This is a genomic window from Streptomyces sp. NPDC050164 (assembly GCF_044459945.1).
Taxonomy (GTDB): domain Bacteria; phylum Actinomycetota; class Actinomycetes; order Streptomycetales; family Streptomycetaceae; genus Streptomyces; species Streptomyces coeruleorubidus_A.
This window is the reverse complement of sequence record NZ_JBITJK010000001.1, coordinates 107418-130597: the sequence shown is the minus strand read 5'-3', so window position 1 is coordinate 130597 and position 23180 is coordinate 107418. Positions and strand designations below refer to the sequence as shown.

At 71.5% G+C, this 23180-nt stretch carries 20 protein-coding genes and 1 pseudogene; 6 read left to right on the top strand and 15 right to left on the bottom strand.

Annotated elements, in window-relative coordinates:
• Positions 1-220: 220 nt before the first annotated feature.
• Positions 221-1429, top strand: coding sequence for a nucleotide sugar dehydrogenase (locus tag ACIBNA_RS00715; RefSeq protein WP_399163114.1), 1209 nt, complete (start codon positions 221-223; stop codon positions 1427-1429).
• A gap of 654 nt (positions 1430-2083) precedes the next feature.
• Here the strand turns inward: ACIBNA_RS00715 and ACIBNA_RS00710 are convergent.
• The 4 genes from ACIBNA_RS00710 to ACIBNA_RS00695 all read right to left on the bottom strand — a co-directional run bounded on the left by ACIBNA_RS00710 (position 2084) and on the right by ACIBNA_RS00695 (position 6850).
• Complete coding sequence (locus tag ACIBNA_RS00710; RefSeq protein WP_399163113.1) at positions 2084-3208, bottom strand: GuaB3 family IMP dehydrogenase-related protein; 1125 nt, start codon at positions 3206-3208, stop codon at positions 2084-2086.
• Positions 3209-3314: 106 nt separating this feature from the next.
• Positions 3315-4817, bottom strand: a complete 1503-nt coding sequence (gene guaB, locus ACIBNA_RS00705) for an IMP dehydrogenase (protein ID WP_399163112.1) — start codon at positions 4815-4817, stop codon at positions 3315-3317.
• A gap of 139 nt (positions 4818-4956) precedes the next feature.
• The gene (locus tag ACIBNA_RS00700) at positions 4957-5544 is read right to left on the bottom strand and encodes a sigma-70 family RNA polymerase sigma factor (protein ID WP_010036508.1); all 588 of its coding nucleotides are present in this window, start codon (positions 5542-5544) and stop codon (positions 4957-4959) included.
• A 694-nt stretch (positions 5545-6238) separates the two neighbouring features.
• Entirely contained in the window at positions 6239-6850 is a 612-nt protein-coding gene (locus ACIBNA_RS00695) for a response regulator transcription factor (protein WP_003948568.1), read from the bottom strand.
• Positions 6851-7230: 380 nt separating this feature from the next.
• Between ACIBNA_RS00695 and ACIBNA_RS00690 the strand changes: the two genes are divergently transcribed.
• Positions 7231-7560, top strand: a complete 330-nt coding sequence (locus ACIBNA_RS00690; RefSeq protein ID WP_031119978.1) for a WhiB family transcriptional regulator — start codon at positions 7231-7233, stop codon at positions 7558-7560.
• A gap of 66 nt (positions 7561-7626) precedes the next feature.
• Here ACIBNA_RS00690 and ACIBNA_RS00685 read toward each other — a convergent pair whose 3' ends face one another.
• The gene (locus ACIBNA_RS00685) at positions 7627-8523 is read right to left on the bottom strand and encodes a LysR family transcriptional regulator (RefSeq protein WP_399163111.1); all 897 of its coding nucleotides are present in this window, start codon (positions 8521-8523) and stop codon (positions 7627-7629) included.
• 80 nt (positions 8524-8603) lie between these two features.
• Between ACIBNA_RS00685 and ACIBNA_RS00680 the strand changes: the two genes are divergently transcribed.
• The 3 genes from ACIBNA_RS00680 to ACIBNA_RS00670 all read left to right on the top strand — a co-directional run bounded on the left by ACIBNA_RS00680 (position 8604) and on the right by ACIBNA_RS00670 (position 10977).
• Positions 8604-9272 (top strand): MOSC domain-containing protein, encoded by a 669-nt coding sequence (locus tag ACIBNA_RS00680; RefSeq protein ID WP_399163110.1) that lies wholly within the window; start codon positions 8604-8606, stop codon positions 9270-9272.
• Positions 9273-9366: 94 nt separating this feature from the next.
• On the top strand, positions 9367-10140 hold the full coding sequence (locus ACIBNA_RS00675; protein ID WP_274818571.1) for an SDR family oxidoreductase: 774 nt from the start codon (positions 9367-9369) through the stop codon (positions 10138-10140).
• A 129-nt stretch (positions 10141-10269) separates the two neighbouring features.
• The gene (locus tag ACIBNA_RS00670; RefSeq protein WP_399163109.1) at positions 10270-10977 is read left to right on the top strand and encodes an ester cyclase; all 708 of its coding nucleotides are present in this window, start codon (positions 10270-10272) and stop codon (positions 10975-10977) included.
• A gap of 90 nt (positions 10978-11067) precedes the next feature.
• Here the strand turns inward: ACIBNA_RS00670 and groL are convergent, their stop codons facing one another.
• From groL to ACIBNA_RS00650, 4 genes are all read right to left on the bottom strand, one after another.
• Positions 11068-12693 carry a chaperonin GroEL gene (gene groL, locus ACIBNA_RS00665; RefSeq protein WP_399163108.1) on the bottom strand — a complete coding sequence of 542 codons (1626 nt, stop codon included), beginning with the start codon at positions 12691-12693 and terminating at the stop codon, positions 11068-11070.
• Between the two features lie 116 nt (positions 12694-12809).
• Positions 12810-13118, bottom strand: a complete 309-nt coding sequence (gene groES, locus ACIBNA_RS00660) for a co-chaperone GroES (RefSeq protein WP_003974211.1) — start codon at positions 13116-13118, stop codon at positions 12810-12812.
• Between the two features lie 270 nt (positions 13119-13388).
• On the bottom strand, positions 13389-14126 hold the full coding sequence (locus ACIBNA_RS00655) for a polysaccharide deacetylase family protein (RefSeq protein WP_399163107.1): 738 nt from the start codon (positions 14124-14126) through the stop codon (positions 13389-13391).
• Complete coding sequence (locus ACIBNA_RS00650) at positions 14123-15046, bottom strand: polysaccharide deacetylase family protein (protein ID WP_399163106.1); 924 nt, start codon at positions 15044-15046, stop codon at positions 14123-14125. Before ACIBNA_RS00650 ends, ACIBNA_RS00655 begins: the two co-directional genes overlap by 4 nt.
• Before the next feature lie 469 nt (positions 15047-15515).
• Between ACIBNA_RS00650 and ACIBNA_RS00645 the strand changes: the two genes are divergently transcribed.
• Positions 15516-16679, top strand: a complete 1164-nt coding sequence (locus tag ACIBNA_RS00645) for a methyltransferase domain-containing protein (RefSeq protein WP_399163105.1) — start codon at positions 15516-15518, stop codon at positions 16677-16679.
• A 10-nt stretch (positions 16680-16689) separates the two neighbouring features.
• Here the strand turns inward: ACIBNA_RS00645 and ACIBNA_RS00640 are convergent, their stop codons facing one another.
• From ACIBNA_RS00640 to ACIBNA_RS00615, 6 genes and pseudogenes are all read right to left on the bottom strand, one after another.
• Positions 16690-18000 carry an RNA polymerase sigma factor gene (locus tag ACIBNA_RS00640; protein ID WP_399163104.1) on the bottom strand — a complete coding sequence of 437 codons (1311 nt, stop codon included), beginning with the start codon at positions 17998-18000 and terminating at the stop codon, positions 16690-16692.
• Positions 18001-18047: 47 nt separating this feature from the next.
• A complete protein-coding gene (locus tag ACIBNA_RS00635; protein WP_399163103.1) occupies positions 18048-18404 on the bottom strand; it encodes a YciI family protein in 357 nt (118 codons plus the stop codon).
• A gap of 43 nt (positions 18405-18447) precedes the next feature.
• Positions 18448-19299: pseudogene (locus ACIBNA_RS00630) on the bottom strand (MFS transporter); the annotation flags it as partial.
• A 126-nt stretch (positions 19300-19425) separates the two neighbouring features.
• Positions 19426-20469, bottom strand: coding sequence for an LCP family protein (locus tag ACIBNA_RS00625; protein WP_399163102.1), 1044 nt, complete (start codon positions 20467-20469; stop codon positions 19426-19428).
• Between the two features lie 84 nt (positions 20470-20553).
• Complete coding sequence (locus ACIBNA_RS00620; RefSeq protein ID WP_399163101.1) at positions 20554-21906, bottom strand: endo-1,4-beta-xylanase; 1353 nt, start codon at positions 21904-21906, stop codon at positions 20554-20556.
• A gap of 91 nt (positions 21907-21997) precedes the next feature.
• Complete coding sequence (locus tag ACIBNA_RS00615) at positions 21998-23062, bottom strand: LacI family DNA-binding transcriptional regulator (RefSeq protein WP_399163100.1); 1065 nt, start codon at positions 23060-23062, stop codon at positions 21998-22000.
• Between the last annotated feature and the right edge of the window lie 118 nt (positions 23063-23180).

Sequence of the window (23180 nt, the reverse complement as noted above, 5' to 3'; positions counted from 1 at the left end):
GTCCGTATCCCCCATGCCCAAATTCTGACCGTGTTGCCCGACTTCAGCCACCACGGGCCGTCAGCCTGTGGACAACGCCCACGGAACACTCACCGAAACTCGGGCGAGCAATCCCGCATATCGGTCATATTTACTCCTAGTCTGACATTGCGCTCGCCCGTCCTGTCCACAGGGCTTGCGCACCTGTCCCACTTCGGCTATCGGGAAGGACGGCCACGCCATGCCCGCAGATCTCGCCGTCATCGGACTCGGCCCGTACGGCCTGCCCCTGGCCCAGGCCGCCGTCGCCGCCGGCGTCGCCACCATCGGCTACCGGACCGGCCCCGAGGCCGGCCTCCTCAGCCCAGCTGAACAGCGCCGGATGCTCTCGGGGGGCTTCCGGCCGACCACTAACGCCACCGAACTCGGCCGGGTGCGCACCGCGGTCATCTGCGTACCGATCCCGCGGGGCGCGGACGGCGGGCTCGACCTGAGCCAGGTGGAGGCGGCCGCCCGCACCCTGGCCGCGCACCTGCGCCCGCACACCACTGTGATCCTGGAGTCACCTGTGTACCCCGGGACGACAGAGGAATTCCTGCGTCCCCTCCTCGAAGAGGGATCGGGTCTGCGCGCGGGCCGCGACTTCCACCTCGCCTACTCCCCCAGCCGCGTCGACCCCGGCAACCGCGACTTCACCCCGGCCAACACCCCCAAGGTCATCGGCGGCCTCACCCCGGCCTGCACGGAGTCGGCCGCCGCCTTCTACGGACGGCTCACCGACAAGGTGGTACGCGCGCGTGGACCCCGCGAGGCGGAGACCGTACAGCTCCTGGAAACCAACTACCGGCACGTCAACATCGCCCTCGTCAACGAGATGGCCGTCCTCTGCCACGACCTGGGCGTCGACCTGTGGGACGTCGTCCGCTGCGCGGAGACCAAGCCGTTCGGCTTCCAGGCCTTCCGCCCCGGCCCCGGCGTCGGCGGCCACGCCGTCCCGCAGGACCTGACCGCCCACGGCGGCCGCACCCTGCGCATGGTGGAACTGGCCCAGCAGGTCAACAGCCGCATGCCCGGCTACGTCGTCCAGCGCGCCGCCACGCTCCTCAACGAGCACGGCAAGTCGGCCCGCGGCGCACGCGTGCTGCTCCTGGGCGTCACCTACAAGCCCGACCTCGCCGACCTGCACGGCACCCCAGCCCAGGAGATCGCCCTGCGCCTGATGGAACTGGGCGCCTCGGTCAGCTACCACGACCCGCACGTGCCCGCCTGGAGCGTCCTCGACCGCCCGATCCCCCGCGTGGACTCCCTCTACGAGGCGGTCGCCGACGCGGACCTGACCATCCTCCTCCAGCAGCACCGCACGTACGACCTGCAAGGCCTGTCGGTGAAGGCACAGCTGCTGCTGGACACGCGGGGGGCGGCGCCCACGGGGGCGGCGCATCGGTTGTGAAGAGGGGCGCGTGGGGGCGCTGAGCCCCCTGGGCTGGTGGCGCGGGACACCTCGCCGCCAGTACCTTGGGAGACGGTGGAGCCCACCGCAGAGGGTACTGCGGCAGGCTCCTGGATGGATCACGGAGTGTCCGCCCCTAGTCTTCTTGGGGGCGGCCGCTCACCGTCCGAAGCAAGGCGGAGCCCACCGCAGTGGCCGCTGCGGCAGGCTCCTGGATGGATCACGGAGTGTCCGCCCCTAGCTCTCTTGGGGGCGGCCGCTCACCATCCGAAAAGTCGCAAGATCCACCTCCTCCGGCACTGCACCATCCGAAGACGGAGTCGGTCCCAGCGGGTGGGCTTGCGGTGGCGTCCCATGGGCGCCCCCTTCCACGACGCCACCCATTGGCCCGGTAGGCAGCACGTCGGAATCGGGCCGGGCCCCGAGGGGCCGGGGTCCGGAACCGTGTCCTTGGAAGGGGGCACCCAGAAGAACCTGGGGCGCCGATCACGGACACTAGCGCCTCGAAACCGCCCTCCACCGAGCCATCCGCCCGAAGGCAACCACGCGCCCCCCATACGCCAACACGCGCCCCGCCAGGGCCAGTTGGAGACGCGAAAGGGCCCGGTCACTCACCCGAGTGACCAGGCCCTTCCTCGCCCTGGGGGCTACCGACTACCGCCGGTGCTGCGAGTCCGCCACCGTCACCTCGACCCGCTGGAACTCCTTCAGCTCGCTGTACCCGGTCGTGGCCATCGCCCGCCGCAGCGCGCCGAAGAGGTTCATCGAGCCGTCGGGGGTGTGGGACGGGCCCGTGAGGATCTCCTCGATGGTGCCGACCGTGCCGAGGTCGACCTTCTGGCCGCGCGGGAGCTCCTCGTTGACGGCCTCCATGCCCCAGTGGTTGCCCTTGCCCGGGCCGTCGGTGGCGCGTGCGAGCGGGGACCCCATCATGACCGCGTCGGCCCCGCAGGCGATCGCCTTGGGCAGGTCGCCGGACCAGCCGACACCGCCGTCCGCGATCACGTGCACGTACCGGCCGCCGGACTCGTCCATGTAGTCCCGGCGGGCCGCGGCCACGTCGGCGACCGCGCTCGCCATCGGGACCTGGATGCCCAGCACGTTGCGCGTGGTGTGCGCGGCCCCGCCGCCGAAGCCGACCAGTACGCCCGCCGCGCCTGTGCGCATCAGGTGCAGGGCCGCGGTGTACGTGGCGCAGCCGCCGACGATCACCGGGACGTCCAGCTCGTAGATGAACTGCTTCAGGTTCAGCGGCTCGTGCGAACCGGAGACGTGCTCGGCGGAGACCGTCGTACCGCGGATGACGAAGATGTCCACGCCCGCGTCGACGACGGCCTTGGAGAACTGGGCCGTGCGCTGCGGGGAGAGCGCGGCGGCCGTGACCACGCCGGAGTCGCGCACCTCCTTGATGCGCGCGCCGATCAGCTCCTCCTTGATGGGCGCGGCGTAGATCTCCTGGAGACGCCGGGTCGCCGCCTCGGCGGGCAGCTCGGCGATCTCGTCGAGCAGCGGCTGCGGGTCCTCGTACCGCGTCCACAGACCTTCGAGGTTCAGCACGCCCAGGCCGCCGAGCTCGCCGATGCGGATGGCGGTGGCCGGGGAGACGACCGAGTCCATGGGGGCGGCCAGGAACGGCAGCTCGAAGCGGTAGGCATCGATCTGCCAGGCGATCGAGACCTCCTTCGGGTCCCGCGTACGGCGGCTGGGGACGACGGCGATGTCGTCGAAGGCGTACGCCCGGCGGCCGCGCTTGCCGCGCCCGATCTCGATCTCAGTCACGTCTGTGGCCTTTCCCTGTTGCGTTTCAGCGTCTTCCAGTATCGCCGACGGGTACGGCAAGGGCGGCCCCGGATGCTTCCGGAGCCGCCCGCGTCAGGCCTGTCCGCTACTTGCGGCTGTAGTTCGGCGCCTCGACCGTCATCTGGATGTCGTGCGGGTGGCTCTCCTTGAGGCCCGCCGAGGTGATCCGGACGAAGCGGCCCTTGGTCTCCATCTCCTCGATGGTGGCGGCACCCACGTAGCCCATGGTCTGGCGCAGACCGCCGACGAGCTGGTGCAGCACGTTGGCCAGCGGGCCGCGGTAGGGCACCTGGCCCTCGATGCCCTCGGGCACGAGCTTGTCGTCGGTGGCCACCTCGGCCTGGAAGTAGCGGTCCTTCGAGTACGACCGGCCCTGGCCCCGGGACTGCATCGCGCCGAGCGAGCCCATCCCGCGGTAGGACTTGAACTGCTTGCCGTTGATGAACTGCAGCTCGCCGGGCGACTCCTCACAGCCGGCGAGGAGGCTGCCCAGCATCACCGTGTCGGCGCCGGCGGCCAGCGCCTTGCCGATGTCGCCGGAGTACTGCAGACCGCCGTCGCCGATCAGCGGCACGCCCGCCGGACGGGCCGCGAGGGACGCCTCGTAGATGGCGGTGACCTGGGGGACGCCGATGCCGGCGACCACCCGCGTGGTGCAGATCGAGCCGGGGCCCACGCCCACCTTGATGCCGTCGACGCCGGCGTCGATCAGTGCCTGGGCACCGTCACGGGTGGCGACGTTGCCGCCGATCACGTCGACACCGACGCTCGACTTGATCTTCGACATCCAGCTCAGGGCGTTGCTGTTGTGGCCGTGCGAGGTGTCGACGACCAGGAAGTCCACCCCGGCCTCGGCCAGCGCCTGGGCCCGCTCGAGCGCCTCGGGGCTGGCGCCCACGGCGGCACCGACGATCAGGCGGCCCTCGGCGTCCTTCGCGGCGTTGGGGTACTGCTCGGCCTTGACGAAGTCCTTGACCGTGATGAGGCCCTTGAGGACGCCCGCCTCGTCGACCAGGGGAAGCTTCTCGATCTTGTGGCGGCGCAGCAGCTCCATGGCGTCGGCGCCGGAGATGCCGACCTTGCCGGTGACCAGCGGCATCGGGGTCATGACCTCGCGCACCTGCCGGGAGCGGTCGGTCTCGAAGGCCATGTCGCGGTTGGTGACGATGCCGAGCAGCTTGCCGGCCGGGTCGGTGACCGGGACACCGCTGATGCGGAACTTGGCGCACAGGGCGTCGGCCTCGGCCAGCGTCGCGTCCGGGTGCACCGTGATGGGGTCGGTGACCATGCCCGACTCGGAGCGCTTGACCAGGTCGACCTGGTTGACCTGGTCCTCGACGGAGAGGTTGCGGTGCAGTACGCCGACGCCGCCCTGGCGGGCCATGGCGATCGCCATGCGGGACTCGGTGACCTTGTCCATCGCCGCGGAGAGCAGCGGGATGTTCACCCTGACGTTGCGAGAGATGCGGGACGAGGTGTCGACCGCGCCGGGGAGCACCTCGGATGCACCCGGCAGCAGCAGCACGTCGTCGTAGGTCAGCCCGAGTGTCGCGAATTTGTCGGGCACGCCGTCGACGTTGGCAGTCATGACACCTTCCCCAAATGGCCTTGATCGGTGCGGATGTCCATGCTAACGGGAAGCAGGGAGCCCGAATTCCAGTGTTCCGCCTGACCGGGGGCTTCGTATCTTCGTACGGAACCGGCGCATCCCGTGTTCAACGAAGGCACTACTGCTCGGCGAGCGCCCTCAGCCTGCTCAGTGCCCGGTGCTGGGCCACACGGACCGCGCCGGGTGACATTCCCAACATCTGACCCGTCTCCTCCGCCGTCAACCCCACCGCGATCCGCAGCAGCAGCAGCTCCCGCTGGTTCTCGGGCAGGTTGGCCAGGAGTTTCTTGGCCCATTCCGCGTCGCTGCTCAGCAGGGCACGCTCCTCCGGGCCCAGGGAGTCGTCGGGCCGCTCGGGCATCTCGTCCGAGGGGACGGCCGTCGAGCCCGGGTGCCGCATCGCCGCGCGCTGGAGGTCGGCGACCTTGTGCGCGGCAATGGCGAAGACGAACGCCTCGAAGGGACGCCCGGTGTCCCGGTAGCGGGGCAGCGCGAGAAGCACCGCCACGCAGACCTCCTGGGCGAGGTCCTCCACGAAGTGCCGGGCGTCGCCCGGGAGGCGGGACAGACGCGTACGGCAGTAGCGCAAGGCCAGAGGGTGGACATGGGCGAGCAGGTCGTGCGTGGCCTGCTCGTCCCCGTCGACGGCGCGGTGGACGAGCGCGCCGATCGCCCCTTGGGCATTGACCGCCTCGTCGTCGCGCATCGGTCCATGGTGCCTTGCGGCCGCCGGGTCCGTGGCACCGCGCCCGTTGTTGTGCACCGAAGCGTTATGAGCAGGTGCGCCGGAACTCATCCCCTGCGCCCTCCCCTTCCGCTCGACCGACTCGTCCCCGAGGAACTCCACACCCTCAAGGATGCGGCATCCGCGGCGAAACGAGCAGCGGGCACCCGGCGGACCCCCGGTCCGCCCCCGCCGACCTGGCTTTCCGTGCCCACATTGCGACCACCGCCACACCCGCGATCGCCCCTGGGGGGTGTCGTTCGGATCATCCCGGGGACGTGGGTCCTCGGACGCGCCCTTCCGGGCTCTCGACCTCGCCCGGGCAGGACGGGACCCCCACCGGCGTTGTCATCGGCCGCCGGCCTGCGCACGCGCTCGTGCGGCTTACGCGGGGGCGTCCGCACGCCCCCGCTCTGCGGCCGGCGCCGGACGCCGCGCGTGGAAGCCGGCCCGATCCGAAGGACACCCCCTAGGGGGTGTCCGTAAAGTCCCGTCGTCCGCCCGGAGGGCGGGCCCTGCGGCGTTCGGTGCGTGCTCTCGCCGTGCCGGGCGGACGCCCGCGTACTGCTTGTACGCGGGTGTTCGACCGGTGCGGCGAGTGGGGGTCCCCCCTGCTCGAAGAGCTTGGGGGAGCGTGCCGGGCGTCGCGGGGCAGGCGGGACTTTGCGGACACCCCCTAGCGCACGAGACCCCACCGGAAGCCGAGCGCCACGGCGTGGGCCCGGTCCGAGGCGCCGAGCTTCTTGAACAGGCGCCGGGCGTGCGTCTTGACGGTGTCCTCGGACAGGAACAGCTCGCGGCCGATCTCCGCGTTCGAGCGGCCGTGGCTCATGCCTTCGAGGACCTGGATCTCACGCGCCGTGAGCGTCGGCGCGGCGCCCATCTCGGCCGAGCGCAGCCGGCGCGGGGCAAGCCGCCAGGTCGGGTCGGCCAGGGCCTGCGTCACCGTCGCGCGGAGCTCCGCGCGGGAGGCGTCCTTGTGCAGATAGCCGCGGGCACCGGCGGCGACCGCGAGGGCAACACCGTCCAGGTCCTCGGCGACGGTGAGCATGATGATGCGCGCACCGGGGTCGGCGGACAGCAGCCGCCGGACCGTCTCGACGCCGCCCAGGCCGGGCATGCGTACGTCCATCAGAATCAGGTCCGAGCGGTCGGCCCCCCAGCGGCGGAGGACTTCCTCGCCGTTGGCCGCCGTCGTCACGCGCTCTACGCCGGGCACGGTTGCGACCGCGCGACGGAGCGCCTCTCGGGCAAGCGGGGAGTCGTCGCAGACGAGGACGGAAGTCATGGCCGCCCTCCGCAGCTGATGCGCGTCACCTTGAGCCTCCAGGCTGGTACGAAATCGTCACCTGTGCGGTCGACCGCCTCGGACGCCTGCCCGAGCGCTTGTTCCTTCAACCGCCTCGCACTCTCAACGACGGTCACTCGAAAGAGTTACGGGGGCGGCTGACATCTTCGGCACTCTACGTGAGGGACCGGACACGATGCAGACATGCGCAACAGACCCTCGAACTTTCATCACAACCTATGCCCCATTCAGACCCTTTTCTTCCGCTTTGCCAGTGTCTGGAGCTAGATTCGCAATGAGTCATATTTTCATCTCCTTAGATCGTAGTTGTACGGTCGTGGACACCAGATCCGCCCAGAACGGCTACAAGGGGTCACGCAATGGCAGATTTCTCCCGCCTTCCCGGACCGAACGCGGACCTGTGGGACTGGCAGTTGCTGGCTGCCTGTCGCGGGGTGGACAGCTCGCTCTTCTTCCATCCGGAGGGCGAGCGCGGTGCGGCCCGGAGCGCTCGCGAGAACTCGGCCAAAGAGGTCTGCATGAGATGCCCTGTGCGTGCAGAGTGCGCCGCCCACGCGCTGGCTGTGCGTGAGCCGTACGGCGTGTGGGGCGGGCTGACCGAGGACGAGCGCGAAGAGCTGATGGGGCGGGCGCGCAACCGGCTGGTGTCGGCGTCGACATCCGGCGGGCACGCCGCCTCGAACAATTGAAGGAACGTTTCTGCGGGACAGGCACGCGCACGCGTGCCGTTGGTTTTTGACGCCGTTGTGCTGTGGCTAGCGGTGGCCCGCCCGTGCCAGTTGGTCGAGCGTCGCCGCCACCGCCGGGACCTGTGCGAGGTCGGGCAGGGTGAGCGCGACGATCTCCCGGCGCACCGCCGGTTCCAGCGTCACGGCCCGTACCCCCCGCGGCCGTACGGACTCGACGGCCAGCTGGGGCAGCACAGCCACGCCGAGACCGGCGCCCACCAGGCCGGCGACCGCCGGGTAGTCGTCGGTCGCGAAGTCGATGCGCGGGGTGAAGCCGGCCGCCGCGCACACCTCGACCAGCTGGCCGCGGCAGCGCGGGCAGCCCGCGATCCACGGCTCCCGCGCGAGCTCGCCGATCGCGACGGACTGCGCGCCCGCGAGCCGGTGCCGCTCCGGCACGAGTGCGACGAGCCGGTCCGTCAGCAGCGGCCGTACGACGAGGTCCTCCCACTCCTCGGCGCCCGCCGCCCCCTCGTAGCGGAAGGCGAGCGCCACGTCGCAGTCGCCCTCGCGCAGCATGCCGACGGACGCGGGCGGTTCGGCCTCCTCCAGGAAGACCCGGGTGCCGGGGTGTGCGTCGCGCAGCGCGGCGAGGGCCGTCGGCACGAGGGTGGAGCTGCCGCTGGGGAAGGAGACGAGCCGGACCCTCCCGGCCCGCAGCCCGGCGATGGCGGCGACCTCCTCCTCCGCGGCCGTGAGCCCGGCGAGGATCCCGGCGGCGTGCCGCACCAGCGCCTCGCCGGCCTGGGTCAGGCGCATCTCGCGTCCCGTGCGGATCAGCAAAGGGGTGCCCACGGAGGCTTCCAGGGCCTTCATCTGCTGACTTACGGCGGGCTGGGTGCAGCCCAGTTCGCGCCCCGCCGCGGAGAAGGAGCCGGTGGCCGCGACGGCGCGCAGTACGCGGAGATGACGAGCTTCGATCACCCTTCGAGGATAAGCGACCCTTTGAAGTCGCTCCGAATAATGCGTCGACGCTTTGGGGCCGGGTCCCCTACCGTGCGGGCATGAAGCTTCTGTCTGTGAATCTGGGTCGCGCCAAGGCTGTGCCGTACACGGACAATCCGGAGGGTGTGACCGGAATCGACAAGCAGCCGGTGGACGGGCCCGTGCGGGTGTCGGCGCCCGGGCCCAAGGGCGTCGGTGGGAGCGGGCTGGCCGGGGACGCGGTGTGCAAGCTGGAGCACCACGGCGGCGACGACCAGGCGGTCTACGCGATGGCGCGCGAGGACTTGGACGCGTGGGAGCGCGAGCTGGGCCGGCCGCTCGCGCACGGGGCGTTCGGCGAGAACCTCACGACCGAGGGCCTCGACGTCTCCGGGGCGCGGATCGGCGAGCGCTGGCGCGTGGGGCACACGGTGGTGCTGGAGGTCACCTGCGGGCGGATCCCGTGCCGCACGTTCCAGGGCCATCTGGGCGAGGAGCACTGGGTGAAGCGGTTCACTCAGCGGGGCGCGCCCGGGGCGTATCTGCGGGTGATCGAGCCCGGTGAGATCCGGGCGGGCGACCCTGTCGAGATCGTGCACCGGCCGGAGCACGACGTGACCGTGGCCCTCCAGTTCCGGGCGGTGACCATCGAGCGGACGCTGCTGCCGCGGCTGCTGGCGGCGGGCGAGGCGCTGCACCCCGAGTCGCTGAGGCTGGCGCGGGAGTACGCGCAAAAGCACGGGGCCTGACGGCGGGCTCACCGTGCGGTCTCCACCGGCCCTTCACCGGTGAGGTCCCCGCACGGAAGCGGATGCACATGCTCCAGGTCACTAACCTTCTGCCATGACAACGGCTCTGATTACGGGATCGACGGCAGGCATCGGGGCCGCGTTCGCGCGGCGACTGGCGGCGGACGGGCACAACCTCGTGCTGGTGGCCCGCGACACCAAGCGGCTGAGGGAGCAGGCGACCGAGCTGCACGACCGGCACGGCATCGAGGCGGAGGTGCTGACGGCCGACCTCGCCGAGGACAAGGGCATCGAGTCGGTGGCCGACCGGCTGGGCGACCGCAAGAACCCCGTCGACCTGCTGGTCAACAACGCCGGCTTCGGCAACAAGGGCCGCTATCTCGACGTCCCCATGGCAGACGAGCTGCGGATGCTGAAGGTGCACTGCGAGGCGGTGCTGCGGCTGACGTCGGCGGCGACGGAGGCCATGCGGGAGCGCGGCCGCGGCGGTGTCGTGAACGTCGCGTCGGTGGCCGCGTTCGTCCCGCGGGGCACCTACGGCGCGTCCAAGGCCTGGGTCGTGCAGTTCTCCCAGGGCGCCGCGCGTGACCTGGCCGGCAGCGGCGTACGGCTGATGGCGCTGTGCCCCGGTTTCGTGCGCACCGAGTTCCACGAGCGGGCCGGCATGGGCACGGACAACATCCCGGGCTGGATGTGGCTCGACGCGGACAAGCTGGTCGCGGCGGCACTGCACGACCTGGCGCGCGGCAAGACCCTGTCCATTCCGGACCCGCGCTACAAGGCGCTGATGGGGGCGGCGAAGCTGGTGCCGCGGGGGGTGCTGGGGGCGGTTTCGTCCAGGACGGGGCGGAAGTACGGTCCGCAGTAGGTCCGGCTCGGCGTTCCCCGCCGGTCCTCGGCTGCCCTTCATACCGGAGCTCGGCCGGGAGGCGACGAGCAACTCTCGTTGGGACAATGGAGCTGTTCAGCCGAACCCAGGGGGGCCGGAGGCGAGAGCATGACGTTCGTACAGCTCATCGAATGCAGGACCAGTCGGCTCGACGAGATGAACCGGCTGATGGACAGATGGGTCGAACAGACCAAGGGAAAGCGGACCGCTACGCACAGTGTGGTGGCGAAGGACCGGGCCGACGCATCGCACATCGTCGAGATCGTGGAGTTCCCGTCGTACGAGGAGGCGATGCGGAACTCCGGGCTTCCGGAGACCGACCGGATCTTCCAGGAGATGGTGGCGCTCTGCGACGAGACGCCGACGTTCACGGACCTGGACGTGGTGCGGGACGAGCAGCTGAACTCGGCCACCGCGCGCAGGTTCTTCGAGCTGGCGCCCGGGCAGGGTGCGGCGCCCGCGTTCAACGACGTGTTCATCGAGGACTACCACGACCACGATCCCGCCAATGTGCAGGACGTCATCGGGCTCGACGCGGTGCGGCGCGAGGTGGAGGTCTGGCGGGGCGGGTTCGACTTCTCGTTCACGATCGAGGACCAGATCGCGCAGGGCGACCGGGTGTGCACCCGGTGGACCTTCCACGGCAGGCACAAGGGCGACTTCCTCGGGATCCCGCCGACCGGCAAGGACGTCACCATGACCGGGACGACCGTCCACCGGTGCACGCCGGACGGGAAGATCTCCGAGGGCTGGTGGCAGTACGACCGGCTGGGGCTGATGCAGCAGCTCGGGGCGCTGGATCCGCTGGAGTTGTGATCCGCGCGGGCAACACGGGAGCAGGCCACACGAGAGAAGCCCCCGTTCCGCACGAGGCGGGACGGGGGCTTCTGCTGCGAGGTCGGTGCCTCAGTGGGCGTGGCTGTGGCCGTGGCCCGCGGCGGCCGGCTCCTCCTCTTCCTTCTTCTCGACGACCAGGGTCTCGGTCGTGAGCAGGAGGGAGGCGATGGAGGCGGCGTTCTCCAGGGCGGAGCGGGTGACCTTCACCGGGTCGATGACGCCGGCCTTGATCAGGTCGCCGTACTCGCCGGTGGCGGCGTTGAAGCCCTGGCCCTTGTCGAGCTCGGCGACCTTGGAGGTGATGACGTAGCCCTCCAGGCCGGCGTTCTCGGCGATCCAGCGCAGCGGCTCGACGACCGCGCGGCGGACGACCGCGACGCCGGTGGCCTCGTCGCCGGTCTTGCCGAGGCTGCCCTCGAGTACCTTGGCGGCGTGCACCAGGGCGGAGCCACCACCGGAGACAATGCCCTCCTCGACCGCGGCGCGGGTCGCGGAGATGGCGTCCTCCAGACGGTGCTTGCGCTCCTTGAGCTCGACCTCGGTGGCGGCACCCACGCGGATGACGCACACGCCGCCGGCCAGCTTCGCGAGGCGCTCCTGGAGCTTCTCGCGGTCCCAGTCGGAGTCGGTGCTCTCGATCTCGGCCTTGATCTGGGCGACGCGGCCCTGGACGTCCTCGGACTTGCCGGCGCCGTCCACGACGGTCGTGTCGTCCTTGGTGACCGTGACGCGGCGGGCGGAGCCCAGCACCTCCAGGCCGACCTGGTCGAGCTTGAGGCCGACCTCCTCGGAGACGACCGTGGCGCCGGTGAGGACCGCCATGTCCTGCAGCATCGCCTTGCGACGGTCGCCGAAGCCCGGGGCCTTGACGGCGACGGCGTTGAAGGTGCCGCGGATCTTGTTCACGACCAGGGTCGAAAGGGCCTCGCCCTCGACGTCCTCGGCGATGATCAGCAGCGGCTTGGAGGAGTTGGACTGGATGACCTTCTCCAGCAGCGGCAGCAGGTCCGCGATGGAGGAGATCTTGCCCTGCGTGATGAGGATGTACGGGTCGTCCAGGACGGCCTCCATGCGCTCCTGGTCCGTCACGAAGTACGGCGACAGGTAGCCCTTGTCGAAGGCCATGCCCTCGGTGAAGTCCAGCTCCAGACCGAAGGTGTTGGACTCCTCGACGGTGATGACACCGTCCTTGCCGACCTTGTCCATCGCCTCGGCGATGAGCTCGCCGACCTGGCTGTCCTGGGCGGACAGCCCGGCGACGGCGGCGATGTCGGACTTCTCGTCGATCGGGCGCGCGGAGGACAGCAGGTCCTCGGAGATCGCGGCGACGGCGGCGTCGATGCCCTTCTTCAGGGCGGCCGGGGAGGCACCGGCGGCGACGTTCTTCAGGCCCTCGCGCACGAGCGCCTGGGCGAGCACGGTCGCGGTGGTCGTACCGTCACCCGCGATGTCGTTGGTCTTGGTCGCCACCTCCTTGACCAGCTGGGCACCGAGGTTCTCGTACGGGTCCTCGATCTCGACCTCGCGGGCGATCGTGACACCGTCGTTGGTGATGGTGGGGGCGCCGAACTTCTTGTCGATGACGACGTTGCGGCCCTTGGGGCCGATCGTCACCTTGACCGTGTCGGCAAGCTTGTTGACGCCGCGCTCGAGGGCGCGACGGGCGTCCTCGTCGAACTTCAGGATCTTCGCCATGGGAGCGTGAGCCCTCTTCCGGAATCTGGGTTAACGGCACTGCGCCCCGGGCGCCCGGCTTCTTATCGATCGCGGGGGGCCAGGGGCGCAGCTCAAAGCAATGTGCTTGGGGTGAATTACTTCTCGACGATCGCGAGCACGTCGCGGGCCGAGAGGACGAGGTACTCCTCGCCGTTGTACTTCACCTCGGTGCCGCCGTACTTGCTGTAGAGCACGACATCGCCGACGGAGACGTCGAGCGGAAGACGGTTGCCGTCCTCGAAGCGGCCCGGGCCCACGGCCAGGACGACGCCCTCCTGGGGCTTCTCCTTGGCGGTGTCCGGGATGACCAGGCCAGAGGCGGTGGTCTGCTCGGCGTCGAGCGGCTGGACCACGATGCGGTCCTCGAGCGGCTTGATGGCAACCTTGGAGCTGGTGGTCGTCACGATCCGACCTCCCCCTTCGGAGATCTCACGGGGTTAACTGTCTGAGGTGGCGACCAGGTGGATCCGTCGTCGCGGGTGCCGGACCTGCCCGTCGCTGTGTTGGCACTCTCCAGGGGGGAGTGCCAAGGCCGAGACTATGACTGCGATTAGCACTCGGTCAAGCGGAGTGCCAATTACCGGCGGCGCGTCGGCCAGGTCCCGAGGTCGCCGTACGTTTGTGCAGGTGTCCGGCGTCGGCCTCCTGGCCGAACGAAACCGCCGACCGGGACGTCAGAGGTGGTCCTCCAGCCGCCCCACCCGCAGCCCCTTGCCCTCGATCTCCCGCAGCAGCCGCACCGTCCGTTCCGTCAGGGTCAGGGACGCCGGCTCGCCCGACGGCACCGAAATGATGTCGCCGGGGCGCAGGCCGGGCCTGCCTCGGGTGTACGTCAGTTCGCCGTCGGTGCCCAGGGACGCCCGCCAGAGGACGACCGACGTGATGCCGCAGTCGGCGGCCGCGCGCAGGGTCGTCGTGTCGTACGTGCCGTAGGGCGGGCGGAAGAGGCGGGGGCGGATGCCGAAGCGGGAGCGGAGTTTGTGCTGCTGGCCGCAGATCTCGGCGCGCTGGCCGGCATAGGGCAGACCGCGCAGGGCGGGGTGGTCGAGGGTGTGGTTCTGGATGGACGCGCCGACCGCGCGCAGGCGGGCGAAGTGGCCGTAGCCGGGCCCTACGACGCTGTCCGTGAGGAACATGCTGACCGGAAGCCGCCGTTCGCGGACGAGGCCGACGAAGCGGGGGTCGCGCTCGGCGCCGTCGTCGTAGGTCAGGAAGACCACCCGGTCGCGGGTGCGGACGTGGTCCACGACGGGCGGGAGACCGCCTCGGGCCGGCCCGCGGACGTCGCTCGAGGCGTGCGCCGGCGACTGGCCCCGGCCGTCCGTCCCCGTCCGCTCCCGCGCGGCCCCGGCGCAGCCGGCCAGCAGGATCACCGCCGCGCACACCACGGCGGCCGGCGACCGCCGCCTCACAGGTAGTCCTCCAGCCGCCCCACCGCGTATCCCTCGGCCGTGACCTCGTCCAGGAAGCGGCGGATCATGTCGGGCATCGTGCCCGGCCACTGGCCGCGGCCGCGGAAGTGGGTGAGGACGATGTCGCCCGGGTGCAGTTTCCGGTCCCACTCGCGGTACTCCCAGCGGTCGGCGAAGACCTCCTCGTTCCAGAGGGGGACGTACTCGATGCCGCAGGCCTTGGCGGCGCGCAGGGTCGCCCTGTTGTAACTGCCGAAGGGCGGGCGGAAGAGGGTCGGGAGCTTGCCGTAGCGCCTCTCGATGAGGCGCTGCATGCCGCAGATCTCCCGCTTCTGCGCCCGGTAGGACAGGCCCGGCATATGGCGGTGGCGGAGGGTGTGGTTGTTCAGGACCACACCCGTGTCCTGCATCTTCTCGAAGTAGCGGTAGTCGTCCTTGATCAGGTAGCCGCTGAGGAAGGCGCTGTAGGGGACCTCCAGCTCGCTCATCATCCGCAGGAACGCCGGGTCCTTCTCGGCGCCGTCGTCGATGGTGAGGAAGACGACCTTGTCCCGGGTGGGGATCGTGGTGAAGACGGGCGGCAGGTTCAGGCTGCGGTGGCCGTCCACCTCGAAGCCCTCGCGGGTCCTGATCCTCGGCTTCTTCGCGGGGGCCGGCGGGGCGGTCAGCGGGACCCTTCTCAGTCCCCAGCGCTGCGTCGCGACGATCCGGGCGGCGTGCGCGGCGCGCAGCCTGGAGGCGTAGGAGTCGAGCGCGCGGGCCGGGGGCGCGTCGAGGGGCTGCTGGCCGCCGGCCGGGGTGATCCGGCCGCCGTCGCCCTGCGCGCAGCCCGAGGCGATGGCTGCGAGGGCGAGCACCGCGATGCCGATCCGCACACCGCCAGATGCCCGGCTTTTGTCATTTTGTACGACTGCTCGCATGACGCGGGATCCTCGCAGCCGGCGTTCCCGGATCGGCCTCGACACCGCGACCGGCGGCGCACCATCCACCGACTGGCCCACACATGGTCCGACTCCTCGGGCACGCGGACGGACCACCGTCGGCCCACCCGGACCGGGGCCGCACTTCCGGCGCGCACACAGACGGACCACGGCCCGCCGCCCAGCCCCGGGCCGGCCTCCGCACGACGGACCACCGGGCCGGCCGCCCTGTTCCGGCGGCGCCGCAGGATGCCGGAGCCGGCGGCGCGCCCGGAGCCGCCGGAGCGGCGGACGTGCGCGGAGTCAGGAGCCCGTCGCCCGCCGCTCGGCCCCAAACCGACCCGGGTCCCGGGCCCAGACCGATCCGGGTCCCGGGCGCGGACCGACCCGCGCCCCACACCCCGACCGGCCCGCGGCCCAGCCCAGACCACGCCACCGCCCACCCCGCCCCGTGGCCGACAATGATCCGGTGAACGACCTCGCCCTCCTCCTCACGCCCGAAGGCCACGCCCTCCTCGACGAGGTGCGGGACACCGATCCGGCGCGGGAGCTGGCCGTCGCGACCCGGCTGCGTCGCGAGCACCCCGCCGAACTGGTGTCGGCGGCGCTGGGCCAGGCGCGGCTGCGGCAGCGGGCGGTGGTGAAGTTCGGGGCCGAGGACGCGGGGCGGATGTTCTTCACGCCGAACGGGGTGGAGCAGTCGACCCGGGCGAGTGTGGCGGCCTACCGGGCGCGGCGGCTCGCGGAGTCGGGCGTGACCTCGGTCGCCGACCTGTGCTGCGGCATCGGCGGTGACGCGATCGCGCTGGCCCGGGCCGGGATCCGGGTCCTGGCCGTCGACCGGGACCCGGCGACGGCCGCGGCGGCGCGGGCGAACGCCGAGGCGCTGGGGCTGGCCGGCCTGATCGAGGTGCGGGAGGCGGATGTCACGGAGGTGGACACGGCCGGGTACGACGCCGTGTTCGTCGACCCGGCCAGGCGCGGCGGCCGGGGCCGGATCTTCGACCCCGAGGCGTACTCGCCGCCCCTGTCGTGGGCGGTCTCCGCCGCCCGCCGAGCCCCTCGCGTCGCCGCGCTGAAGATCGCCCCCGGCATCCCGCACGAGGCGGTCCCGGAGGACGCCGAGGCCGAGTGGATCTCCGACGGCGGCGACGTGAAGGAAGCGGTGCTGTGGTTCGGCACCGAGCCCGGCGCGGTACGGGCCACCCTGCTGCCGGGCCCCCGCACGCTGCTCTCCCGCGGCCTGCCCGACCCGGCAGTCCGCCCGCCCGGCCGTTACCTGTACGAGCCCGACGGCGCCGTCATCCGGGCCCACCTGGTCGCCGAGGTGGCCGACGAGGTCGGTGGCGGACTGCTCGACGCGACCATCGCGTACGTCACGGCCGACGCGCTGCGCCCGACCCCGTACGCCACCGCCTACGAGATCACCGACCATCTCCCCTTCAACGTCAAGAAGCTGAAGGCCCTGCTGCGGGAGCGGCAGGTCGGCAACCTCACGGTGAAGAAGCGGGGCTCGGCGGTCGAGCCGGAGGAGCTCCGCAGGAAGGTCAAGCCCCAAGGGCCCCACTCGGCCACGGTGTTCCTGACCCGCATCGCGGGGGCACCGGCGATGCTCATCGGGCATCCCGCCTAGGCAGGAGCCGTCAGGACTGCTCCGCCGCCCGCCGCGACAACAGCTCCCTCTCACGCTCGTTGCGCGTCAGCGACGCCGCCCGTTCGAACTCCGCCCGGGCCTCCTCCGTGCGGCCGAGGCGGGACAGCAGGTCGCCGCGCACGCTGGGCAGCAGGTGGTAGTCCCGCAGGGCGGGGTCGGCCAGCAGGGAGTCGACGATGGCCAGGGCGGGGGCCGGGCCCTCGGCCATCGAGACGGCCACCGCGCGGTTCAGTTCCACGACCGGGGACGGGGAGCGGGCGGCCAGCAGGCCGTACAGGGTGGCGATGCGGGACCAGTCGGTCTCCTCGTACGTGTACGCGTACGCGTGGCAGGCGGCGATGGCGGCCTGGAGGAGGTACGGGCCCGGAGCGCCGGAGGAGGTGGCCTCGGCCCTGCCCAGCGCGGCGATGCCGCGGGCGATGAGCATGCGGTTCCACCGGGCGCGGTTCTGGTCCTTGAGGAGGACGGGTTCGCCGCAGGGGCCCGTGCGGGCCGCCGTGCGGGACGCCTGGAGCTCCAGGAGCGCGGTCAGGCCGTGCACCTCGGGTTCCTTCGGCATGAGGGCCGAGAGCACCCGGGCCAGGCGCAGGGCGTCCTCGCACAGGGACGGGCGGAGCCAGTCGTCGCCGGCCGTGGCGGCGTAACCCTCGTTGAAGACGAGGTAGATGACGTCGAGGACCGAGCCGAGGCGGGCCTCGCGGTCGGGGCCGTAGGGCACCTCGAAGGCGATGTTCCGCGTCGCCAGGGTGCGTTTGGCGCGGACGATGCGCTGGGCGATGGTCGGTTCCGGGACCAGGAAGGCGCGGGCGATCTCGGCCGTGGTGAGGCCGCCCAGCATGCGCAGGGTGAGGGCGGTGCGGGCCTCGGTGGACAGGACCGGGTGGCAGGCGGTGAAGACCAGGCGGAGCAGGTCGTCGTCGATGTCGTCCGGGTCGGCGGGCTCCTCCGGGGCAGACACCGTCGACAGGTCCCGGCCGATCTCCGCCAGCTTGCGGGCGTAGTTCTCGCGGCGGCGGACCAGGTCGACGGCGCGGTTGCGGGCGGTGGCCATGAGCCAGGCGCCCGGGTTGTCGGGCACCCCGTCCCGCGGCCACCGCTCCAGCGCGGCGACCAGCGCGTCCTGGGCGAGTTCCTCGGCGATGCCGACGTCCCGGACGACCCGGGCGACGCCGGCGATGATGCGGGGCGACTCGATGCGGAAGACTGTCTCGATGGCGGTGTTGGTGCCGCTCGGATCAGAGGTGGTACCGCTCGGATCGGCGGTGGTACCGCCCGGGTCGGCGGTGGGCTGCGGGGTCACAGCCCACCATCAGACACCCCTGGCGCCTCCCCGCCAAGGCGAACCGGTCAGCCCTCGGCGATCTGCCGGACCTCCGCGGTGATCGTCCAGTAGTCGTCGTGCAGGGACAGGAACCGCTTGGCCCACTCGATCGCCTCGGCCTTGTCCTTGCACTGGCTGATCGAGTAGCCGCCGATGACCTCCTTGGACTCGGTGAACGGCCCGTCGGTGACGGACAGCTTCCCGTCCTCCCAGTGCACCCGGGTGCCGTCCGCGGTCGGGGTGAGCCCGGCCGTGTCGAGCATGACCCCGGCCTTGGTGATCTCCTCCAGGAGCTTGCCCATCCGCTCCTGGAGTTCGGGGCTCGGGCCCTCGGCGGGGGCGTTCTTCTCGTCGATGCGGATCAGGGTGAGAAAACGCGGCATGGTGACTCCTCGGGGCTCTGCGGAGCGAGGCCTTTCCTCGCTCTCACCCCTGCGTCGATCGGGAGATGTCCGGATCGACACCCGCCACGGATTTCTTCGATGATTTTTTCCCGACTGACGTTTCCGCAGGCAGCGGCCTTCTCCCGGACAGCAGCCCGGCCGCCACGGCCGCCACCGCCAGCAGTCCCGCCGACACCCAGTACGCCGCCGTGAACCCGGCGGCGCCGAGCAGCCCGCCCGCCACCAGCAGGGCGCCGGGGCCGACCCGGCCGAACGTACGGGTGGCGATCACCGAGCCGGCCACGACACCGACGCAGAACGGCAGGAAGGCGCTGTCGGCGGCCGTCGGCCCGTAGCCGAGCACCTGCTGCATGTAGAGGGAAGGTGAAGTAGAACGCGGCGAACTGCCCGGCCGGCATCAGGCGGTGGCGAGCAGCGCGCCGACCGCGTCCAGCCGGGGCCGCGGACCGCCCGCGGGCCGGTCGTCGGCGGGCACGGCGGGCCGTACGGCGGCGAGGGCGGCGGCCACGACGGGCACGTTGCCCAGCATCACCGACCGCCAGCCGGTCCAGTCGGTGAGCACTCCGCCGGCCAGTACACCGACCGCACCGCCGGCCGCGCCCGCGGCCCCCCACAGCCCCAAGGCGCGCGAACGGGGCGCCCCTTGCGGGTGGTCGACCGTGATGAGGGCGAGCGCGACGGGCGCGAGCGCGGCGGCCCCGACGCCCTGCGCGGCACGTGCCGCGATCAACTGCCCGGGCGTCTGGGCGAGTCCGCCGAGCAGGCTCGCCACGCCGAACACGACGAACCCGGCCACCAGCACCCGGCGCCGCCCGGCCACGTCCGCGAGCCGCCCGCCGAGCAGGAGCAGCCCGCCGAAGGTGAGGGCGACTGCCGCGCCTCGCCGCCCTGTCGGAGCAGTGGGAGGAGATCACCGGCGACTACGACGTGGCCGCACAGCTGGCGGCCGTGGTGGACGGTCTGCTCGGACACCGGTAGGGCACGCCGTCACGGCACACCGTCAGCGCAGCGACTCCCACAGTTCCCTCGCCTCCGGCTCCTCGGCCACCACCCGGTTGGGATCCGACGGCGCCCGCACCACCGGCATCGTCACCGTCCGCACCGTGCTCGCCGACAGGCCCTCAAGGCTCTGCCCGAGCCGGGTCAGTTCGCCGAGGGAGTCCAGGCCGGTGTCGGTGGTGAGGCCGGCGGTCATCGCGTCCGCGACCCGGTACAGCTTCGCCGGGTCGGTGAGCAGGTCCTGCGCGGCGATCTGTTCCAGCAGTGCCTTCACCAGCTTCTGCTGGAGGCCTATGCGGCCCAGGTCGCTGCCGTCGCCTATGCCGTGCCGGGTGCGGGCCAGGGCGAGGGCCTGCGTGCCGTCCAGGTGGTGGGTGCCCGCCTCGAGATGCAGATGGCTGTCGTCGTCGGCGATGTCCTTCTCCGTGGTGACGATGACGCCGCCGAGCGCGTCGACGAGCTTCGCGAAGCCGGAGAAGTCGATCTCGATGTAGTGGTCCATGCGGACGCCGGTGACCGCCTCGGCCGTCTTGACCGCGCAGACCGGACCGCCCACCGCGTAGGCGCTGTTGAACATGGACTCGTAGGCGACGGCCGTCGACCCGCCGGACGGGCGCGGGCAGGAGGGGCGGGTGACCAGGGTGTCGCGCGGGATGCTCACCACCGTCGCGCTGGTGCGCCCGGCGTCGAGGTGGACGACCATCGCCGTGTCGGAGCGGGCACCGGAGCTGTCGCCGCCGCCGAGCCTCCGGTTCTCCTCGCCGCTGCGCGAGTCGGAGCCCAGGACCAGGATGTTGAGGGCCCCGCTGGGCGGGGCCGGCGCGGAAGGGGACGGTGCGACCGCCGGTTTCCGCGGGCGGTTGTCGCCCAGCGCGTTGTTGATGTCGACGCTGGTGATGTTGTTGTTGAGGTGCCAGTAGGCCCAGCCCGCCGCCCCGATGCCCAGCACCAGCGCACCCGCCAGGGCGAGGCCGGCGATCCGCAGCGCTCTCGACCGCCGGCCCACCGCTCTGCCCGCGTCCCCGTTCCCGTCGCGTCCCGTCACGGGCAGGAACGTAAGTCCGAATTGTTACGAGCAGGACCCCCAGGGCGATTTTCTTCGGAAATTCTCAGACTTGCCGGTCCGGTCTCATCCCAGGGTCACCGCAGGCACCGGGTTGCTCCCGCTCCACGAGCCGTTGAAGCCGAACGTGACCGAACCGCCGTCCGGCACCGACCCGTTGTACGAGGCGTTCGTGCAACTCACGGCCGCCCCCGACTGCGTGCAGTTCGCGTTCCAGGCCTGCGCGATCCGCTGCCCGGCGGCGAACGTCCAGTCCGCCTTCCACGACGACAGCGAGGCCCCGGAGCAGGCGATCCGCACCTGGCCCGTGTAGCCCGTGCTCCACTGACTGGTGACGCCGTACGTCGCCGAGCAGGCGCCCGTGGGCGGCGGGGTCGTCGTCCCGCCGAGGGCCTCCGCGATGGCGCGGTACGCCGGTTTCGGCTGGTAGTTCTCGTCGTACGGCGTCGCCGCGCCCTGGCCGGGGAAGGTGTCCGGGATCCAGGAGTCGGAGTCGGTGAAACCCCAGACGGTGACGCCGGTACAGCGCGCGACCGCCACGCAGGCGTTCATGACCGCCTTGTAGTCGGCGGCCTGCTGGGTCAGTTTCGCCTGCGTCGTCGGCAGCTCCATCCGGATGTCCAGCTCGGTGATCGCCACGTCGACGCCCAGGTCGGCGAAGCGCTGGATGTTCTGCCGCATCGTCGAGGGCACCTGGCCGACGATGAGATGGGCCTGGAGCCCGACCCCGTCGATCGGGACTCCGCGCTCCTTCAGCGACTTGACCAGGTTGTAGAGAGCCGTGCTCTTGGCGTTGACGCCCTCGACGTTGTAGTCGTTGATGTACAGCTTGGCGCTCGGGTCGGCGGCCCGGGCCCAGGTGAGGGCCTGTGCGATGTAGTCCTGGCCGAGGGTGTCGTGGAAGAGGGTCCGGCGGTAGGTGCCGTCCTCGTTGAAGGGTTCGTTCACCACGTCCCAGGCGGCCAGCCGGCCCTTGTAGCGGCCGACCTCGGTGGCGATGTGGTCCTGGACGACGGCGCTGAGCTGGGCCCGGGTCCAGCTGCCGTTCGTCAGCCAGCCCGGGTTCTGCTGGTGCCAGAGCAGGGTGTGGCCGCGCACCTGCTGGTCGTGGGCCTCGGCGAAGTTCACGATCCGGTCGGCCTCGGCCCAGTCGTAGCTGCCCCGGCTCGGCTCGACGGAGCCCCACTTCATGGCGTTGCCGGGGGTGAGCCAGTTGAACTCGCGCCCGGCGATCTCGCCGTAGGTGCCGGTGAGTTTCGAGCCGGTGACCGCCGTGCCCATGACCTTGCCCTTGGCCTCGGCCAGGTCGCGCAGGGGGGCGTCGGCGGCGTGTGACGCGGGGGCCGCGAGCAGCAGCGAGCCGGCCGTGACGACGCCGGCCAGCAGGGATGCGAGTAAGCCCGATCTCAGCGATCTCATTGCGGGTGCCTCCGAAAGTTTCGGTGGTGCAACCGATTGGCTTCGGTGAGTGTGGAGGCGTCCGGAACACCCGTCAATACAGCAACAGCGGTCAGCCGTCCGCAGGCGCCGCCGTACTGCTGCGCACCACAAGGCTCGTCGCCAGTTCCACTCGCGTTGCCGCCGGGGTGCCCGCCTCGCGGCCGAGGTCGAGGACCAGCTTGGCCGCCGCCTCGGCCATCTCCGTCAGCGGCTGCCGTACGGTCGTCAGCGGCGGCCCGACCAGGGGCGCCACCGGCAGATCGTCGAACCCGACCACGCTCAGGTCCTCGGGGATGCGCAGCCCCAGCTCGCGCGCGGCCTCGTACAGCCCGAGCGCCTGGAGGTCGTTCCCCGCGAAGACGGCGGTCGGCCGGTCCGGGCGGCGCAGCAGTTCCAGGCCCAGCCGGTAGCCGGCCTCGTGGTGGAAGTCGCCGCCTGCGATCAGCCCGGGGTCGACCGGCAGTCCGGCCGTCTCCAGCGCGGCCCGGTAACCGTCGACCCGGGCGCGGCTGCACATCATCTGCGTCGGCCCGCTGATCGCGCCGATCCTGCGGTGCCCCAGCTCGACCAGGTGCCGGGTGGCCGCGAGACCGCCCTGCCAGTTGGTCGCGCCGATCGACGGCACGTCGGCCCCCGGGTCGCCGGCCGGGTCTATCACCACGAACGGGATGGCACGGCTGGTCAGCAGCGCCCGCTGCGACTCGTCGAGCCCGGACAGGACCAGGATCACGCCGTGCGGGCGGCGCGCGGCGACCTGGTCGGCCCAGGTCCGCCCGGGGGTGAGCCGCCCCGCGCTCTCGGACAGCACCACGCTGAGCCCCGCGTCCCGGGCCACGTTCTCCACGCCCCGGATGACCTCCAGCGCCCAGGCGCTCTCCAGCTCGTGGAAGACCAGGTCGATCAGGGGTGAGCGGGTCGCCTCCGCGCGGCGGCGCCGGTAGCCGTGGGCCCGCAGCAGGTCCTCGACGCGGGCCCGGGTGCCGGGGGCGACGTCGGCCCGGCCGTTGAGGACCTTCGAAACAGTCGGCGCCGACACACCGGCCTCACGGGCGATCTCGGCGAGCGTCGCGGTCTGCGCGCTGCGCCCCTGCGTCCGGGTTTGCGTCCGGCTTTCAACCGGCTCCGGGGATGTCATGGCGGCGATCGTATCCCTGCGGGCCCCCTTGACGAAGCCCCCGTCGCGCCATAGGTTCCCGGAACATTCGACATACTTATCGAAACATTCGTTGAAGCGGGCGTGAAAGACGCTCGTG

Coding starts and splice junctions, on each gene's coding strand:
- ACIBNA_RS00700 (WP_010036508.1), bottom strand. CDS start 5,544: ATGCGCGACGACGAGGCGGTCAATGCCCAAGGGGCGATCGGCGCGCTC.
- ACIBNA_RS00695 (WP_003948568.1), bottom strand. CDS start 6,850: ATGACTTCCGTCCTCGTCTGCGACGACTCCCCGCTTGCCCGAGAGGCG.
- ACIBNA_RS00715 (WP_399163114.1), top strand. CDS start 221: ATGCCCGCAGATCTCGCCGTCATCGGACTCGGCCCGTACGGCCTGCCC.
- ACIBNA_RS00635 (WP_399163103.1), bottom strand. CDS start 18,404: ATGCCGCGTTTTCTCACCCTGATCCGCATCGACGAGAAGAACGCCCCC.
- ACIBNA_RS00650 (WP_399163106.1), bottom strand. CDS start 15,046: ATGCGAGCAGTCGTACAAAATGACAAAAGCCGGGCATCTGGCGGTGTG.
- ACIBNA_RS00675 (WP_274818571.1), top strand. CDS start 9,367: ATGACAACGGCTCTGATTACGGGATCGACGGCAGGCATCGGGGCCGCG.
- groL (WP_399163108.1), bottom strand. CDS start 12,693: ATGGCGAAGATCCTGAAGTTCGACGAGGACGCCCGTCGCGCCCTCGAG.
- ACIBNA_RS00620 (WP_399163101.1), bottom strand. CDS start 21,906: ATGAGATCGCTGAGATCGGGCTTACTCGCATCCCTGCTGGCCGGCGTC.
- ACIBNA_RS00690 (WP_031119978.1), top strand. CDS start 7,231: ATGGCAGATTTCTCCCGCCTTCCCGGACCGAACGCGGACCTGTGGGAC.
- ACIBNA_RS00615 (WP_399163100.1), bottom strand. CDS start 23,062: ATGACATCCCCGGAGCCGGTTGAAAGCCGGACGCAAACCCGGACGCAG.
- ACIBNA_RS00670 (WP_399163109.1), top strand. CDS start 10,270: ATGACGTTCGTACAGCTCATCGAATGCAGGACCAGTCGGCTCGACGAG.
- ACIBNA_RS00680 (WP_399163110.1), top strand. CDS start 8,604: ATGAAGCTTCTGTCTGTGAATCTGGGTCGCGCCAAGGCTGTGCCGTAC.
- guaB (WP_399163112.1), bottom strand. CDS start 4,817: ATGACTGCCAACGTCGACGGCGTGCCCGACAAATTCGCGACACTCGGG.